Source organism: Streptomyces sp. NBC_00704, from assembly GCF_036226605.1.
GTDB lineage: Bacteria > Actinomycetota > Actinomycetes > Streptomycetales > Streptomycetaceae > Streptomyces.
This window is the reverse complement of sequence record NZ_CP109000.1, coordinates 6,378,296-6,394,495: the sequence shown is the minus strand read 5'-3', so window position 1 is coordinate 6,394,495 and position 16,200 is coordinate 6,378,296. Positions and strand designations below refer to the sequence as shown.

Annotated in this window: 13 protein-coding genes and 1 pseudogene; 4 read left to right on the top strand and 10 right to left on the bottom strand. The window is 75.2% G+C overall.

Features of this window, described 5'->3' with window-relative positions:
• Positions 1–81 precede the first annotated feature (81 nt).
• Positions 82–1,332, top strand: coding sequence for a M14 family zinc carboxypeptidase (locus tag OG802_RS27810; RefSeq protein WP_329414795.1), 1,251 nt, complete (start codon positions 82–84; stop codon positions 1,330–1,332).
• Between the two features lie 73 nt (positions 1,333–1,405).
• Here the strand turns inward: OG802_RS27810 and OG802_RS27805 are convergent, their stop codons facing one another.
• From OG802_RS27805 to OG802_RS27795, 3 genes and pseudogenes are all read right to left on the bottom strand, one after another.
• Positions 1,406–1,852, bottom strand: a complete 447-nt coding sequence (locus tag OG802_RS27805; RefSeq protein WP_443055461.1) for an SSI family serine proteinase inhibitor — start codon at positions 1,850–1,852, stop codon at positions 1,406–1,408.
• A 59-nt stretch (positions 1,853–1,911) separates the two neighbouring features.
• Positions 1,912–2,253: pseudogene (locus OG802_RS27800) on the bottom strand (dehydrogenase); the annotation flags it as partial.
• A 523-nt stretch (positions 2,254–2,776) separates the two neighbouring features.
• A complete protein-coding gene (locus OG802_RS27795) occupies positions 2,777–3,328 on the bottom strand; it encodes a DUF1707 and FHA domain-containing protein (protein ID WP_329414792.1) in 552 nt (183 codons plus the stop codon).
• Between the two features lie 166 nt (positions 3,329–3,494).
• Here OG802_RS27795 and treZ point away from each other — a divergent pair, with 166 nt between their 5' ends.
• Complete coding sequence (treZ, locus tag OG802_RS27790; RefSeq protein ID WP_329414789.1) at positions 3,495–5,240, top strand: malto-oligosyltrehalose trehalohydrolase; 1,746 nt, start codon at positions 3,495–3,497, stop codon at positions 5,238–5,240.
• Positions 5,241–5,368: 128 nt separating this feature from the next.
• On the opposite strand, the gene OG802_RS27785 is transcribed toward treZ, so the two are convergent.
• The 4 genes from OG802_RS27785 to OG802_RS27770 all read right to left on the bottom strand — a co-directional run bounded on the left by OG802_RS27785 (position 5,369) and on the right by OG802_RS27770 (position 9,494).
• Complete coding sequence (locus tag OG802_RS27785) at positions 5,369–6,331, bottom strand: aminoglycoside phosphotransferase family protein (protein ID WP_329414787.1); 963 nt, start codon at positions 6,329–6,331, stop codon at positions 5,369–5,371.
• A 49-nt stretch (positions 6,332–6,380) separates the two neighbouring features.
• Positions 6,381–7,508 (bottom strand): aminopeptidase P family protein, encoded by a 1,128-nt coding sequence (locus OG802_RS27780; protein WP_329414785.1) that lies wholly within the window; start codon positions 7,506–7,508, stop codon positions 6,381–6,383.
• A gap of 287 nt (positions 7,509–7,795) precedes the next feature.
• A complete protein-coding gene (locus OG802_RS27775) occupies positions 7,796–8,503 on the bottom strand; it encodes a PDZ domain-containing protein (RefSeq protein WP_329414782.1) in 708 nt (235 codons plus the stop codon).
• Positions 8,504–8,627: 124 nt separating this feature from the next.
• Complete coding sequence (locus OG802_RS27770) at positions 8,628–9,494, bottom strand: LysR family transcriptional regulator (protein WP_329414780.1); 867 nt, start codon at positions 9,492–9,494, stop codon at positions 8,628–8,630.
• A 95-nt stretch (positions 9,495–9,589) separates the two neighbouring features.
• On the opposite strand from OG802_RS27770, the gene OG802_RS27765 reads away from it, so the two are divergent.
• Complete coding sequence (locus OG802_RS27765; RefSeq protein ID WP_329414778.1) at positions 9,590–10,324, top strand: CTP synthase C-terminal region-related (seleno)protein; 735 nt, start codon at positions 9,590–9,592, stop codon at positions 10,322–10,324.
• On the opposite strand, the gene cyc2 is transcribed toward OG802_RS27765, so the two are convergent.
• From cyc2 to OG802_RS27750, 3 genes are all read right to left on the bottom strand, one after another.
• A complete protein-coding gene (cyc2, locus tag OG802_RS27760) occupies positions 10,312–12,543 on the bottom strand; it encodes a germacradienol/geosmin synthase Cyc2 (RefSeq protein ID WP_329414777.1) in 2,232 nt (743 codons plus the stop codon). The genes OG802_RS27765 and cyc2 overlap by 13 nt on opposite strands.
• Before the next feature lie 130 nt (positions 12,544–12,673).
• Positions 12,674–13,861 carry a damage-control phosphatase ARMT1 family protein gene (locus OG802_RS27755; protein WP_329414776.1) on the bottom strand — a complete coding sequence of 396 codons (1,188 nt, stop codon included), beginning with the start codon at positions 13,859–13,861 and terminating at the stop codon, positions 12,674–12,676.
• A gap of 107 nt (positions 13,862–13,968) precedes the next feature.
• On the bottom strand, positions 13,969–14,619 hold the full coding sequence (locus OG802_RS27750; protein WP_329414774.1) for a ScbR family autoregulator-binding transcription factor: 651 nt from the start codon (positions 14,617–14,619) through the stop codon (positions 13,969–13,971).
• 490 nt (positions 14,620–15,109) lie between these two features.
• Between OG802_RS27750 and OG802_RS27745 the strand changes: the two genes are divergently transcribed.
• Positions 15,110–16,069 carry a lytic polysaccharide monooxygenase auxiliary activity family 9 protein gene (locus OG802_RS27745; protein WP_329414772.1) on the top strand — a complete coding sequence of 320 codons (960 nt, stop codon included), beginning with the start codon at positions 15,110–15,112 and terminating at the stop codon, positions 16,067–16,069.
• Positions 16,070–16,200 lie beyond the last annotated feature (131 nt).

The following is a 16,200-nucleotide window of genomic DNA, read 5'->3' as shown; positions in this document are numbered from 1 at the left end:
GAGCCTTCCGCGGGCGTTCTTGACAGTTCCCAGCGGCCGTGGGGTACTGCGGGGGCGAAGGCCGGGCGGACGAAAACGGGGGTGAGTCTCCTGCCGGAGCTGCGCTACCCCACGGTGACCGAACTGACCACTTCTGCCCGGGCCCTGGTCCTGGAGCAACGCGGCGTCTGCCGGCTGCGGCAGGTGGGGGTCTCCCGGGCGGGCCGGCCCCTGCACCTGCTGTCCGTGGGCCACGCCCGGCGTGCCGTGCTGGTCGTCGCCGGCGCCCACGCGAACGAGCCGACCGGGGGCTGCACCCTGCTGGCCCTCGCCGAACGGGTGCTGTCCGAGCGGGAGTTGCGGGACGGTACGTCCTGGCACTTCCTGCTCTGCGCGGACCCCGACGGGGCCAGCCTGCACGTCACCCCGGCCCCGCGCAGCCTGCTGGAGTACCACCTCGGCTTCTTCCGGCCCGCCGGCCCCGAGCAGCCGGAGTGGTCGCCGGCCGTGCTGCCGCCGGACCGGCTGCCGCCCGAGACCCGCGCGCTGACCCGGGTCATCGACGAGCTGCGGCCCTACCTCCAGGTGACCCTGCACGGCACCGACCTGGGCGGCAGCTGGGTACAGCTCACGAAGGACATCCCGGGCCTCGCCGAGCCGTTCGCCAAGTCGGCGGCGCAGTTGCACATTCCGGTGGAGACGGGCGCCTCGGACGCCGCGGGCTGGCCCGCGTCCGGGCCCGGCGTGCACGTGATGCCGGCCGCCGGGGCGGAGGCGGCCTATCCGAGCATGCCGGACGACGCACGGCACAGCACCTGGTACCACGCGCACCGCTACGGCGGCCTGACGGCCGTGGTCGAGGTGCCGATGTGGGCGAGCGACATGGTCGACGATCCCGCCCCGCACCCCGCCCCGGCGGCGGCGATCCGGCGGCTGGCCCGGCGGCTGCTGCGCGACGCCACGGAGGTGGAGCGCGTCCTCGCCGACGCGCTGCCGCGCCTCGAGGGCGCGGACGGGCCGCTGCTGCGGGCGGCGAGATGGGTGCTGGAGCTGGCGCCGGGGCTCGCGGCGGACTGGACCCACACTCCCCCGGCGGGCACCACGATGGCCTACGTCGGCAGCGTGGACGCGTTCGCCCGGCGGCTGCCGCTGCGGGCGGCGGCGATGCTGTGGCGGGTGCTCCAGGAGAGCGACGACCACGCGGCCCCGCGCCTGGAGCAGCTCGTGGAGACCTGGAGCGACGCCTTCGCCGACCGCTTCCGGGCCCGCTGGGTGCCTCTGGAGCACCAGGTGGAGCACCAGTCGCGCACGGTCGTCGCGGCGGCGCTGCACGCCCGCGAGGGCGCGGCCTGACGCGCCCGGCCGGTGCACGGAACGGGGCTGCCGCGGCACACACACGCGTGCGTGCCGCGGCAGCCGGTTCCGCTCAGACCTCGGGCACCTGCTCGTCGTCCAGGGCGAACACGGCTCCGGTCAGCGCCTCGCGCTCGCAGTCGTTGCTGAAGGTGTGCCGGTAGTCGACCGCGCGGCCGTTCCACCGGCCCTGCGCGCGGACGGTCACCGGCGCGTACACCAGCGGGCACACGCGCTCGCCGTCGCCGGGGACGGCGTCGACGTCGCCGTCGGCCCTGGCCAGCACGTCGCAGGCCTCCGCGGCCCGGGAGTGGCCCTGGGGCGGGTCGCACATCAGCAGGGTGCCGCGGGTGTCGCTGGAGCGGGCGTCGCCGCGGGTGACGGTGAGCTGGAGCCAGTTGCCGGGGAGGGCGTCCTGCGAGCCGGCGAGGGCGGGCGCGGCGCCCACGGCGAGGAGGAGGGCGGCGGCGGCCGTCGGCAGGGCGCGCCGCACGGCCCTCGCCGCACGGGACCGCGACAGGGACGGGGACGGGGACTCGGACGCGGACGGGGACGCGTGGGGGGAGTCGGAGAAGTTCGTCATTCCCGGTGCATCGGCACGGCGGGCCGCGCACCCCAGTCCGACTCACCCGAACGGGCCGGAGCGGGTCCGGCGGCGGTGCGGGCGGCCCGTTCGAACGCGGCGCGCACGACCCGCGTCCGGTACTCGGCCTGGCGCGCGACGGGGGTCCGGCGCGCCCCGCACCCGTCCCGGTAGGCGGCGCGGCCCGCATCGATGAGCGCGTCCAGCCGTGGCAGCGCGCCGGACGGGCCGTGTCCGGCGCGGGTGACGAACCGGTGCGGCAGTCCCGCCGTCCGCAGGACGATCCGGCGACCCGCGATGCGCAGGGAAGTCACATGGGCGGTGCCGAGCACCGGGAGCCGCAGCGGCGGCGCTGCCGGAGACTCGCGCGCTGCTGCGGGCCCGCGCGGACCGCGGCCGGAGCCGGCGCGGGCGGCACGCGCGCGTGACACACGGCGACGCGAGTGGAACCCGCGCGTGGGACGCGGGCACGACGCACGGCGGCGCGAGCACGACGCGCGCGTGGGACGCGGGCGGCACGCCGGCACGACGCGCGCGTGGGACGCGGGCGGCACGCCGGCACGACGCGCGCGTGGGACGCGGGCGGCACGCCGGCACGACGCGCGCGTGGGACGCGAGCGGGACGCGGGCACGACGCGCGCGTGGGACGCGAGCGGGACGCGGGCACGACGCGCGCGTGGGACGCGAGCGGGACGCGGGCACGACGCGCGCGTGGGACGCGAGCGGGACGCGGGCACGATGCGGGCGAGATGCACGGCGGCGCGAGCACGACGCACGCGTGGGACGCGAGCGGGACGCACGGCGGCGCGCGCGTGGGACCCGGGCAAGACGCATGGCGGCGCGGGCGCGACGCGCGCCGGTTCAGTTCACCGAGAGGCGGAACGCCGTGCGGCCGAAGGCGACCTGGTCGCCCTCGCGGACCACGGCCGCGCCGATGACCCGGCGCCCGTTGACGGTCGTCCCGTTGGTCGAGCCGAGGTCGCGCAGCACCCACATGCCGCCCTGCCGGCTCAGTTCGGCGTGCACCCGCGAGACGCTGTCGTGGGTCAGCCGCAGGCCGCTCGACGGGTCGCGGCCGATGCGCAGCGCCTGCTCGGTGCCGGGGTGCGGGAGCAGCAGCTTGGGCAGACGCTCGGCCTGCCAGGCCCGGCGCAGCCGGACGGTGAAGCCCGAGACCGCCTCGACGCTGCCGAACACCACCCGGGAGAGACGGCTCTCCTTGGGCAGGTCGGCGGTGAGGACGGCCAACTCGTCCGAGCGGCGTGCCGCCAGGGCCAGCTCCATGCGCCGGATGAACGTGTCGTGCGACAGACGCCCCATGGCGACGCCGTCGCGCAGCACCTTCAGCGCCCGGTCGCGCTCCACGTCGGACAGCCGCGCGGGGTACGTGTTGAACTCGAAGGACGACGTCACGCTGGTGATTGTCGGTCAGCGAAACCCCGGGTGTCCAGAAGACGGGAAACGCCGCCGTCCGCGCGCGGGGAGAATCGGGAGTGTTCCCTGAGCGGATCGATCTCCGAGGGAGCACGATGGACGACGACGCGCTCCATCACGGTGAACAGACGAAGGGGAACCGTCCGTGCAGTTCGAGGTGTGGGCACCGCAGGCCGAACGTGTGACGCTCCAGTGCGAGGGCGTCACGCACGCGATGCAACGCGACCCCGGCCGGCCGGGATGGTGGACCGCCGAGGCGGAGGCCGGGGACGGCGCACGGTACGGCTTCGCGCTCGACGACGGCCCCCTCAGGCCCGACCCGCGCTCACGCCGCCAGCCGGACGGCCCCGAGGGGCTCAGCGCCGTCGTCGACCACGGGCGCCACCCATGGCGTGCGCGGTGGCCCGGACGCCCGCTGCCGGGCGCGGTCCTCTACGAGCTGCACGTGGGCACCTACACCCCCGAGGGCACCCTCGACGCCGCCGCCGGGCGGCTCGGCCATCTCGCCGGACTCGGCATCACCCACGTGGAGTTGATGCCCCTGTGCGCCTTCCCGGGCCGGCACGGCTGGGGATACGACGGGGTGTCGCCGTGGGCGGTGCACGAGCCGTACGGCGGTCCCGAGGCGCTGAAGCGGTTCGTCGACCGGGCCCACGAACTCGGTCTCGGCGTGGTCCTGGACGTGGTGCACAACCACCTGGGCCCGTCCGGGAACTTCCTGCCCGAGTTCGGCCCGTACTTCACCGACACGCACCACACGCCGTGGGGGGCGGCCGTCAACCTGGACGCGCCCGGCTCCGACGAGGTGCGCGCCTATCTGCTGGACAGCGCGCTGGCCTGGCTGCGCGACTACCGGCTCGACGGACTGCGGCTGGACGCGGTGCACGCTCTCGTCGACACGCGCGCGTGCCACTTCCTGGAGGAGCTGTCGGCGGCCGTGGACGTGCTCGCCGCCGAGACGGGCCGGCCGCTGTTCCTGATCGCCGAGTCCGATCTGAACGACCCGCGGATGATCACCCCGCGCCGGGAGAACGGCCTGGGCCTGCACGCGCAGTGGAACGACGACTTCCACCACGCCCTGCACACGGCGCTCACCGGCGAGTCCCAGGGCTACTACGCCGACTTCGCGCGCGACCCCTTCGCCGCCCTCGCCAAGACCCTCACCGGCGGTTTCTTCCACGACGGCGCGTACTCCGGTTTCCGGGGCCGCCGGCACGGCCGTCCGCTGGACCGCTCCCGGATGCCGGCGCACCGGCTCCTGGGCTACTCCCAGACCCACGACCAGGTGGGCAACCGCGCCCTGGGCGACCGTCTCTCGGCGTCCCTCTCCCCCGGCCTGCTGGCCTGCGCCGCCGCGCTGACGCTGACCGCCCCGTTCACGCCGATGCTGTTCATGGGCGAGGAGTGGGCCGCGGGCACGCCCTGGCAGTACTTCACCGACCACACCGACCCCGAGCTGGCCGAGGCCGTGCGGCGGGGCCGGCGCCGGGAGTTCGCGGCGCACGGCTGGGCCGAGGAGGACGTGCCCGACCCGCAGGACCCGGCCACCCGCGAGCGCTCCTGCCTGGACTGGTCCGAGCCGGAGCGCGAGCCGCACGCGCGTGTGCTGGCCTGGTACCGCGAGCTGATCGCCCTGCGGCACACGCAGGCCGACCTCACCGACCCCGACCTGGCCGACATCAAGGTCGCCCACGACGCGCAGGCCCGCTGGCTTGCCTTCCGGCGCGGCGACGTCCGGGTGGCCGTCAACCTCGGCAAGGAGCCGGCCTCGATCCCGCTCGGACCGCGCCCGGCGCGGGTGCTGGCCGCATGGGACCCGGTGGACGCGCCGGGCCCGGACGGTCTGCTGCACCTGCCGGGCGAGTCGTGCGTGATCATCGAACAGGACTGATCCAGCCCGGCGGTCGGGCCGGCGGCCCGGTGGGCGGGCCGGTGGGCGTGCTCTCGGGATCAGGGGAGGGCCCGGGGAGGGCCGGCCGGGACCGTCACAGGTCGTCGTCCGGTGGGCCCTCCCCGCGCCTACGGCTCTCCCCCGCTCTCTCCGTCCTCACGCAGCTCGGTCACCCGTTCCAGCAGGATCGCCTCCCAGGCCCGTCCCAGCCGGGTGCGCCAGAGGGACACGGCCTGCGGGTCCCGCCCGCGGGGCCCGCCCTGCGCGACGTGTTCCGCGAGCCGGACGACGCTGTCGCAGCGGGCGAGCCACAGGCCGCGCAGACAGGGGCGCGCGCCGTAGCCGGCCAGGGTCGCGGCGCGCACGGCGGCGCCGGAGCCGACGGCCAGGGCGAGGCCCGCGATGTCCTCCGCGGGATCCCCCACGACCGCCTCGGTCCAGTCCAGGACCCCGCGCACCCTGCCGTCCGCGCTCACCACGAGGTGCTCGCCGCGCAGGGCGTGGTGGACGAGGACGGCCGTGGCGGGCTGGGCCGCCAGCTGTGCCGCGCCGGGCGGGGTCAGCTGGTGCAGGCGGGCAGGGTCGAACTCGTCGGCCCGGGCCAGGCCCCGCGCGGCGGCCACCGCCATCCGGCGCAGCGCCTCCAGCGAGCGCGGGGCGGTGCGCGGCACGCCGAGCGCCTCGGCCGCGCGGGGGGCGACCTCGCGCAGCCCGCCGAGCAGCGCGGCGAGGTCGGCCTCGCCGACGGCCGAGACGTCGTGCTCCTCGGCCGTGCCGCCCGGCAGCCTCGTGTCGAGGGTGTACACCAGGCCGGGCGACCACTCGCCGTGCGCGACACAGGTCGGCAGGGCCACGGGAACGTGGCTGCGGACGAGGTCGCGCAGCCGCAGTTCGCGCAGGCGGCGCACGCCGGTCTCGCGGTCGGGGGCCAGATGCAGCACATGGCGGGCGCCGACCCACCAGGTGGTGCGCGGTCCGTTCTCCGCGACGGGCCGTACGTCCGGGCCCGGACCGCCGGGGCCGCTCTCCCGCAGGAGCGCGCGGACCAGTCGGCGGACGGTGTCCGCGGTGGGTGTCGGTGCCTGGGTCATGGGTCGCGCCGTCGCCGTTCGGGTGGGTGCCGGAAACTCCTGGTGCGGGTCAGTCCACTATGACCAGCTCGCGCGTGGTGTCGTTGAGACGGCGGCCGCCGTCCGCGGTGACGGTGACGATGTCCTCGATGCGCACCCCGAAACGGCCGGGCAGGTAGACGCCCGGCTCGACCGAGAAGCACATGCCGGGCACGAGGGGCTGTTCCTCGCCCTCGATCATGTACGGCGGCTCGTGGGTGGTGACGCCGATGCCGTGGCCGGTGCGGTGGATGAAGTGCGGGCCGTGTCCGGCGTCGGCGATGACCGCGCGGGCGGCCCGGTCGATCTCCTGGCAGGCGACGCCGGGCCGCACCGCCCGGAAGCCCGCCTCCTGCGCCTCGCGGACGAGGTCGTGCACCCGACGCTCCTCCTCGGTGGGCTCGCCGACGTGGACGGTGCGGGAGGTGTCGGAGCCGTAGCCGTCCTTGAGGCCGCCGAAGTCGAGGACGACCATGTCGCCGTGCTCGATGACGCGGTCGCCGACCTCGTGATGCGGGTTGGCGCCGTTGGGCCCCGAGGCGACGATGGTGAAGTCGACCTGGGAGTGTCCGAACCGGCGCAGCAGGTCCGCGAGGTCGGCGCCGACCTCCGTCTCGCGGCGTCCGGCGAAGGGGAGCCGCCGGATCTCCTCGAACGCCCGGTCCGCGGCCGCGCCGGCGGCCGCCATCAGCTCCAGTTCGGCCGCGTCCTTGACCGCGCGCAGCATCGGCAGGGCCTGGGTGAGGGAGGCGTAGGAGGCGGCGGGCAGGGCTTTCTGCATGCCGAGCAGGTGCATCGCCCAGGCGTTGTCGCTGATCCCGAACCGGCCGTCGGCGTCGAGCAGGCCGGCGGCGACGGCGTAGGGGTCCTTGCCGTCGGTCCAGTCGCGCAGGGTGAGGGCCGGGGCGCCCGCCGCCTTCGCGGCGTCGGGGGCCTCCAGGGCGGGCACGACGAGGACGGGGTCACGGCCGGCGGCGAGGACGAGCAGCGTGAGCCGTTCGGTCACCGCGGTGGGCGCGTACCCGGTGAGCCAGACGAGGTCGGGACCCGGCGCCACGAGGAGGCCGGCGAGTCCGGCCTCGGCGGCCTCGCCCGCGGCACGCGTCATGCGGGCCCGGTAGTCGTCGGCGGTGAAGGGCGCGGGGGCGGTGCCGGTCATCCGGGCCTCCCTGGAAGGACGTGGCGACTGGAGCGTGGCGGTCGTCCGGACGGAGCGCCGCCCGCACGACGGCCACGGGCAGCATCCTGCCTGTCCGGCGAGGGTCTCGCGAGCCGATCGACGAGGTTGCGGCGCTTCCCGGCAGCGGCGGAGGGGCCGGCCCGTCCCCTGTCCGCCCTCCCTCGTCCGCCGGTTCTCATACCTCCACGTCGTCCGTCGTCCGCCGGCCTTCATTCCTCGACGTCGTCCGCCGTCCGCCGTCCGTCGCCCGTCGTCGTACCGGCGGCTCAGGTGACGACTCCGGGGGTCACCGTCAGCGACCGGCACGCACCGCCTTGATGGCAGACCGTCAGGCGTGCCGCCCTGCCGGGGCGTGCCGCGTCGACCGCGTGGGCGAGGTCCGTCGCCGAGCCGATGCTGACGCCGTCGAACCGCACCAGGACGTCGCCGCGGACCAGGCCCGCGGTGTAGCCGGGGCCGGGCACATGGACGGCGACGATCCTGGCGCCCGCCTTCCGGGCGTCCACGGGCTCCAGCCCCAGGGTGGCCCGGACGGGCCGCGACGACGCCCCGGAGGGCGGGGGCGGCGCGGACGGCCCGGCAGCGCCCGCACGCCCGGCGTCAACACCCGGCCCCCTCTGCGCCGACCCGTCCCCCTGGGCCGACTCCCCCACGCGCCCTGACTCGCCCGCCCGGCCGGGCCGTCCCGCCTCGCCCGGCTGTCCCGTCGGGGCCGTCCGGGTGCCCGGTGCCGCCTGTCGCCGCAGCTCGGCCAGTGCGCCCGTTCCGATGACGGTCGTCCCGACGGCGCCCAGTCCGACCCCGGACAGCACCAGGACGGCGCCGGCCAGCAGGCCGGACAGCAGGGTCGTCGGCCTGCCGCTCCGCGGGTGCGCGGCGGGCGGGCGCGGGGCCGGGCCGCCGGGGCCGGTGCGGCCGCCGGGCGGCTCCTGGCCGGGCAGCCGCTTGGGACGCAATGCTGTCTGTCGTTCCATGGATCGCCTCCGGCTGATGCCCTACCCGGCGCACCCGCGCACGACGAGTCACGAACGAGTGAGACTGACCCGGTTCCGGACCGCGTCGGCCCCGCGCGCAAGGGCGCGTACCGCCGCTCCACGTTCACGCGCGCGGGGACAGCGCCTCGATCACCGCTCGCGCCGCGCCCGCGGGCGCACCCGCGCTCACCAGCTCGATCCGGTGCATCACCCGCGGTTCGACGAGCGGGACGACGACCGTTCCCGCGACGCCCGCTGCCGCCGACCGGGGCAGCAGGGCCAGTCCGTGGCCGGCCGCGGTCAGGGCGGTCAGGACGCGGACGTCGGCGCCCTCGTAGCGCAGGGCCGGTCGAAAGCCGTGGCCGCCGTTGGCCGCGCGCAACTGGGGCAGCGGCAGCCCGGCGTCCGGCGCGTCCACCCAGCGGGCGTCGGCGAGGTCGCCGAGGCGCAGGCCGGGACGTCCGGCGAGCGGGTGGTCGCAGGGCAGGAGCACGCCGACCGGCTCCTCGCCGACGCCGTGCGTGGTCAGCGGTGCGACGTCGGGAAGCCGGAGCGGGTCGCTGGGCGCGGCCAGCCCGTCGACGAGCCCCAGGTCGGCGGTGCCGTCGGCGACCGCGGCGGGCACGCCGTCACGGCCGAGCACGCGCAGGACGACGCCGGCGGGCGGGAGGGCGGCGAGCGCGGCGGGGGTGAGGGCGGTCGGGGACGCGGCCAGGGTCAGCCCGTGCGGCGGTGTGCGGGCCAGCCGGACGACGTCCGCGCGGGCCGCGTCCAGGCGCAGCAGCAGGGGACCCGCGTGTTCGAGGAGCCGTTCGCCGGCCGCGGTGGGGGCGACGGGACGACGGGTGAGCAGGGGTGCGCCGAGGTCCTGTTCGAGGGCGGCGATGTGCTGGGAGACGGCCGACTGGGTGTAGCCGAGTTCGCGGGCGGCCTCGGAGAAGGAGGCGAGGCGGGCGACGGCGACGAGGGTGCGCAGCAGGTGCGGGTCCATGCGCGCAGGATCGCAGAGCGGCATCAGCTCTGCTTATCGAGGGTGCAGGAACCATCGTTGGACGTGAAGCCGGGTGCGCGCCGACGATGGGCGTCATGACCGACACCGCAGCTCAGATCGCGCGGGTCGCCCTGGTCGGCGACCGCTCCCCCAACGTCGTCTCGCACACGCGTGTACCGCTCCTGCTGGACGCTCTCGCCTCCCGGGACCGGCTGGTCCTGGACGCCTACTGGATCTCGTCCGAGGAGGCCGAGGACGCGGGCGCCGTGCGCGGGTTCGACGCGGTGTGGGCGGTGCCGGGCAGCCCTTACCGCAGCGAGGCGGGCGTGCTGTCGGCGATCCGCACGGCGCGCGAGGAGGGCATCCCGTTCCTGGGCACCTGCGGCGGCTTCCAGCACGCGCTCCTGGAGTACGCGCGCAACGTCTGCGGGCTGGCGCACGCCGCGCACGCCGAGAACGACCCCGAGGCCGAGGACCCGCTGATCGCACCGCTGGCGTGTTCCCTCGTCGGCCACGAGGGCGTCGTCACGCTGGAACCGGGTTCGCTGGCGTACTCCCTGATCGGCTCGGGACGGACGGTCGAGCGCTACTTCTGCGCGTACGGGCCCGCCCGCCACCTCGACACGCTGCGGGCCCACGGACTGCGTTTCACCGGCCACGACGAGGACGGCCGGCCCCGCGTGGCCGAACTGCCGGGCCATCCCTTCTTCATGGCCTCCCTGTTCCAGCCCGAGCTGTCCGGCGACGGCTCGCGCCCGCATCCGGTCGTCCGGGCGCTGGCGCGGGCCGCGGTCGGGCACGCCGCCCGCAGGACGCGTCAGCCGGCGTAGGACGGGTGCGGGACGGGGGCCGGGGCCGGGGGGAGGGCCGGGGCCGGTGGGGCGGTGTCCGGCAGGAAGCCGTGGGTGCGGCGGGCCAGGAAGGCGGGCTTGTAGCGGTCGACCTCACGGTGCCAGTGCAGGATGCCGGCCAGCCAGTTCTGCAGGTCCGCCACGTAGTCCCCCATCGCCCGGCGTGCCGCGGGAGACAGGTCGAAGTCGTCGTACAGGACGGGCAGTTCGTGCGCGATGACATGCTCGAACTGCCGCATGCGCTGGGTCATCAGGTCGTGGACGACGCCCAGCGCCGCCGGGTAGTCGCAGCCGAAGAAGTTCTGCACGACGAGGATCGCGTTGTGCATCTCCCCCTCGTACTCGATCTCCTTCTGGTACGAGAAGACGTCGTTGGTGAGGCACGCGTAGTCCATGGCCGCGTTCTCCAGCGCGCGGACGACGCCGCTGCGGTAGACCTCCGGCGGGATCGCGGGGCCGCGGCCCATCCGGCACATGCTCAGGGTGAGGTCGGAGCCGAAGGTGGCGCGGCGCATCTCCAGGTAGTCGACCGGGTCGGGGACACGGTTCTGGAGCTGGTTGGACAGCTCCCACACCCAGCTCTCGGTCATCACGTCGACCGCGTCGCGCAGGGTGCGGCGCTGGTCGGGGGTCATGGCGGCGGTGGTGTGCGCCCACAGGTCGAGCAGGCCGCGCTCCATGGCGTTGGCGGGGACGACGGACGCCGGCTCGCCGTCCACCGGCATGCAGGCCGACAGGCGGGTCGTCACCAGGCGGGCGGCGGCCAGGTCGCGGCGGCCGCCGAAGACGAGCGGGTAGTAGTCGTCGCCGTAGGTGCCCCAGGCGAGCCACCGGGAGCTGAGGTCGAGCGCTTCGGGGGTGGCGTCCGGGTCGAGGCCGGCCGAGCACAGCGCGAGGTCGAAGGCGTCGAGCTTGTCCTCGTCCCAGACGCCCTCCGCGAGGATGCCCACCTGGTGCGACCACGCCTTCAGGCGCGGGCGGCACGCCTCGAGGTGCGGGCTCAGCTCCACCCGGTAGGGCATGTGGAAGTCGGGCAGCAGCGACGGGCCGACCTTCTGGAACGGCACGTGCGCGTACGCGCGCAGTCTTCCGCGCGGCCCGGACGGCGTGCGGGGCGTCCCCGTGGCGGCCGTCGACGCGAGGAGGGCGCCGACGTCGGCGGCGGAGGTGCCCGGGCCGGTGAGCTTCCGCCAGGCCGGCTCGGTGACCGCGCCCTCGTTCATGTAGCGGCTGGAGCGCAGGTGCCACTCGTGGCCGCCGGACTGCCAGTCCTGGAGCCCCTTGGCGTAGGCGGCGATCGCGGCGGCCTCGTCGGGTCCGAGCCCCTTCTCCAGCGCCATCGCGGGCACTTCGGTGAACGCGGTGTGCTCGAACTGGTGCAGACGGGAGGTGAGGATGTCGTTGACGGTGTCGGCGGCCTCCTGGGTGGTGCAGCCGAAGAACCTCTCCAGGACGAGCACGCCGTTGCTGTTCTCGCCCTCGTCCTCGACCTCGCGCTGGTAGGAGAACAGGTCGTTGCGCAGGTGCACGGCGTCGGCGAAGGTCTCCATCAGCACCCTGAGCGGCCTCGTCCCGGCGACCGCGGCCGGCACCTCGGCGGTCGCGTACTCCACCAGCCCCGCCGACCAGGGCGCGCCGCCCACCTTGCGCCGCATCTCGATGTACTCGACGGGGTTGGCGATCCGCCCCTCGTCGATGTTGGACAGCTCCCACATCGACTCGTTGAGGAGGTGTTCCGTCGCCACGGCGAAACGGCGCCGCCAGTCCTCGGACATGGCCGGCACGGTGCGCGTCCACAGGTCGTGCAGGCCCGCCTCCACCGGGTTGCGCGGCTCGGGCACGGGTGTGGCCAGGTCCAGCGGCATGAACAGCGGCAGCCGTTCCAGGTGGGCCTTGCCGGCCGCGCGGTCGGGGGTGCGCTTGAACATGTCGAGGAAGTGGTCGTCGAAGAAGAACACCCACACGTACCAGTCGGTGATCAGCGACAGCGCGGGCCCGTCGCAGTCCGGGTGGGTGTACGCGCAGAGCAGGCCGTAGTCATGGGCCTCCAGGTCGGACTGCTCCCAGATCCCGGACCCCTCCAGCATGCCCATGTCGCGCGCCCACCGGGTGGAGTGGGCCCGCGCCTGGTCGAGGTGCGGGTTCAGCCGCGCGGGATGCGGCAGGTAGAACTGCGGGAGTTCGAACGGTTGCGTCATGGCCGGGCCCTACCCGGGGCTTCTCACGGCCATCCGCGGCACGGCACATGATCACACCATCGCGTGAACCGGCGGAGATCGGTGAACCGTCGGGGGGTGGGCGTGCGTTTCGGGCGGGGCGGCGGCGGGGTCAGGTCCGCAGCTGGATCAGCGCGTGCGTTCCGCCGGTCCGCCAGCCCTCTCCCTCGGCGGTGGTCAACGCGGCCTCGGTGGCGGCGTCGAGCCCGGTGATCACTTCGGACTTCAGCGTGCGCAACGCCACGACCGGGCCGGGGAAGTAGGCGGTCACGTCGGCGAACGGGGTGGTGGGCTCCCACCTGGAGTCGCCCACGAGACGGCGGTAGTTGAGGTCGCCCTTGACGATCGTCAGGGCCGCTTGCGCGAACTCGGCCCGCAGGTCGTCCGGCATCCGCGCGAACGGCAGCGGCGCGGCCGAGAAGGGGTGGGCGCGGACCGTCAGGGCGCCGTCGGCCATGGCCGCCCACAGACGCCGGCCGTGGCCGGCGGCCGCCCCCGAGGCGCCGGTGAGCCTGCGCAGCGCGTCGACGACGTCGGCCGTCGTCGCGTCGGACACGTAGTAGGGGTACGGCTTGACGTGCAGGACGACCCGGTCGCACCGCTTGTGTTCGAGGAGGTGGGCCGCCAGCAGGAGATCGGGGATCAGTTCGCGGCCGGCGTTGTCGGCCACCAGGCACACGGTCCGGCCCGCGCCCGCGCGCGTGGCGTCCAGGAGGGACCACAGTTCCTCGCCGTCGTCGGCGACCAGGCCGGGCACGGCGGCCCGTCCCTCGGCCTCGCCGTCGGACAGCCGGAACCCGAGGTCGGCGCGGTTTCCCCACAGCGAACCGTGGAGCAGGGCGCGGCCCCGTTCCCCGGCCGTGCGGTCCGCGAGGGCGTCGAGCGCCGTCAGTTCCCGGTCGGTGTCGGCCCCTTCGAGTTCGGCGAGCTTGAAGGGGCGGAAGGGGTCGATGCCCGCCCACGGGCCGGGGCCGAAGTACCCGACCGCGTCGAGGAGCCGGCGGTAGAAGTAGCTCTCCGACCACAGCCAGGGCACGTCGAACCAGGATCGGCCGACGTGGTCGTCGAGCCCCCAGTCCCGCCAGCGGCCGCGGTCGTGCGCGTCGTCGGGCAGCGGTTCGACGACGCCCCGCGCGCAGGAGTCCGCCAGCGCGTCCAGCGCCCGGTGGGTCCCGGGCCCGTAGGGGAAGGCGTCCCGCACCTGCCGGATGATCGCCGGGTGCCGTTCGGCGAGCACGCTGCGGGGGAACGAACCGGGTTCGTTGCCGAGGATCACGGGCGGGGCGGGGTGGGGACGCATGCGGCTCACGGTAGCGCGGCGGCTCCGACCGGCGGCGTCGCGCACCCGGCGCACTGCGCGGCGGCCCTCGACGGCGCCCCCACGGACGTTCCTCTGCCTACCCGGTCTCAGACGGCCGCCATGATCTCCCGTTCCAGCCGGGTGGCGAGCGTCAGATAGCGCGGGCGGCGCGGCACCGGTACCAGCCCCCGGATCAGGACGTACCACATCTCGGCCATCCGGCGGGGCAGCCGTGCGACGGGTTCGCGGGAGCGGCCGACGACCCGGGTGCCGACGAAGAAGCAGACGAGGGAGTGGGCGACGGCGTCCACGTCGACGTCCTGGTGGATGTCGGACTCCTTGACCGCGCCGCCGAGCCGCCGGGAGACCAGGTCCAGCAGCTCCGCGAAGGGGTGCGGCACGGGCGGCCGGACGGCCACCTGCCCGGTGGCGAGCCGCAGACCGGCGCGGGCGATCGGACCCTCGACCGACAGCCTGGTCAGGGCGAACGTCAGCCGTATCAGGGCTTCGAGGGACGCGCAGTCGCGGTCGTCGATCTCGCCGGCGACGCGGCGGGCGGCCTGGGACTGCAACTCCATGATGGCGTGGGCCAGATCCTCCTTCGCCGCGAAGTGGAAGTAGAGGGCCCCCTTGGTGACATGGGCGTGCGTGACGATGTCACTCAGGCTGGTCGACTCGTAGCCGCGCCGGTCGAACAGGTCGGCGGCGGCCGTGATGATCGCCGTGCGGGTCTGTTCCGCGCGTAACTGCCTCGCCATCGGCTGATACTCTCCCGGGCCGGTAAAGAACGGGTCGTGCCGTTTTTTGTTACCCCACGTACACGATAACTCACCATGCGGTACTGGCGGCAAGGCCGCGAGGACCGCCGACTCCCCTGGCGACGACCGGACTTGCCCGCCGGGAACGCCCTCCGCAGGAGTGCGCGCCCGACAGAAACGTACCAGTGGCACAGTCCGAACGGCCATCGAAAGAGACGGGATGTGCGGTTTCCGGGGTGCCGAACCGGGCCACGGGCCTCGAAGGTGAGGCGGTGACACGTGCAACCGGGGTGTGAACGGCTCGCGTCGCGCGGCGGAGCGGCTGTTCCCGGTCGATTCGGGAGCCGTCCGCGAAGGGGCGGGGGAATCACCGGCGAACGGGTCGCGGAGGAGGAAGGGGATCACCGGCGAACGGGCCCGGTGAACGCGACGGTGCGGATTCCCGTACTCACGGCAGACCGTTCCCGCGCCGGCCGAGGAGACGTCCCCGATGCCCCGCACGACCGCACACCGCACCGCAGCCCTGGCGGCCGCCGCCGTGAGTCCGCTGTTCCTGGCCCTGTGGGCCGCCACGCCGGCCCAGGCGCACGGCGCTCCGACGGATCCGGTCAGCCGGGTGTACGCCTGCTCCCCCGACGGTGGCGCCGCCGCCCGGACGGCGGCCTGCCGGGCCGCCGTCGAGGCGAACGGCTCCTCCTTCGCGGCCTGGGACAACCTGCGGGTGGCGAACGTGAACGGCCGCGACCGGCAGACGATCCCGGACGGGCGGCTGTGCAGCGGCGGACTGTCGGCCTACCGCGGCCTCGATCTCGCCCGCGCCGACTGGCCGTCCACCAGGGTGTCGCCGGGCGGGACGCTGCGCATGACGTACGCCTCGACGATCGCGCACAGCGGCACGTTCAAGATGTATCTGACGAAGCCGGGGTACGACCCGTCGAAGCCGCTCACCTGGTCGGATCTGCCGCAGCGGCCGTTCGCCGAGGTCAAGGACCCGAAGCTGACGGACGGCGCCTACCGCTTCACGGCGAAGCTGCCCGCCGACCGGACGGGCCGTCAGATGCTGTACACGATCTGGCAGAACAGCAGCACGCCCGACACCTACTACTCGTGCTCGGACGTGGTGTTCCCGGCGTCGGCCGCGCGGAGCGGGCCGGGAGGGCGTCCTACGGGCGGGACGGCGAGCAGGACGCCGGTCGCGGCCACGCCGAAGGCGCCGGGCAGCGCGACGCCGTCGCCGGCGTCCGGCAGCCCTTCCGCGTCCGCGTCGCCGTCGCCTTCGCCCGCGTCGGCGCGGGCCGCGGCGGCCGCGCCGCGGAGCACCCCGGTGGCGTCCGAGACCAGTTCGGCGTCCGGCTCCGGTCCGTCGGCGCCGGTGCTGGCGGGGGGCGCCGCCGCGGTGCTGGCTCTCACCGGCGGGACCGCTCTCGCCGTGCGGCTGCGCCGGCGCTGAGCCCGGCCGGGCCCGGTGGACGGGGAGCCCCGCGAGCCCGGTGAGTCCTGGGGCCGCACGCGAGGTTACTGACCGGCAGAAGGTGCGCATGCGGAAGTCCGGGTGTGCGGACGTCGGTCGTCCGCGCACCC

Bases quoted from the DNA above. Each gene is read 5' to 3' on its own strand.
- OG802_RS27785 (WP_329414787.1), bottom strand. From the start codon at position 6,331: ATGACCCAGGCACCGACACCCACCGCGGACACCGTCCGCCGACTGGTC.
- OG802_RS27780 (WP_329414785.1), bottom strand. From the start codon at position 7,508: ATGACCGGCACCGCCCCCGCGCCCTTCACCGCCGACGACTACCGGGCC.
- OG802_RS27775 (WP_329414782.1), bottom strand. From the start codon at position 8,503: ATGGAACGACAGACAGCATTGCGTCCCAAGCGGCTGCCCGGCCAGGAG.
- OG802_RS27770 (WP_329414780.1), bottom strand. From the start codon at position 9,494: ATGGACCCGCACCTGCTGCGCACCCTCGTCGCCGTCGCCCGCCTCGCC.
- OG802_RS27765 (WP_329414778.1), top strand. From the start codon at position 9,590: ATGACCGACACCGCAGCTCAGATCGCGCGGGTCGCCCTGGTCGGCGAC.
- cyc2 (WP_329414777.1), bottom strand. From the start codon at position 12,543: ATGACGCAACCGTTCGAACTCCCGCAGTTCTACCTGCCGCATCCCGCG.
- OG802_RS27755 (WP_329414776.1), bottom strand. From the start codon at position 13,861: ATGCGTCCCCACCCCGCCCCGCCCGTGATCCTCGGCAACGAACCCGGT.
- OG802_RS27750 (WP_329414774.1), bottom strand. From the start codon at position 14,619: ATGGCGAGGCAGTTACGCGCGGAACAGACCCGCACGGCGATCATCACG.
- OG802_RS27745 (WP_329414772.1), top strand. From the start codon at position 15,110: ATGCCCCGCACGACCGCACACCGCACCGCAGCCCTGGCGGCCGCCGCC.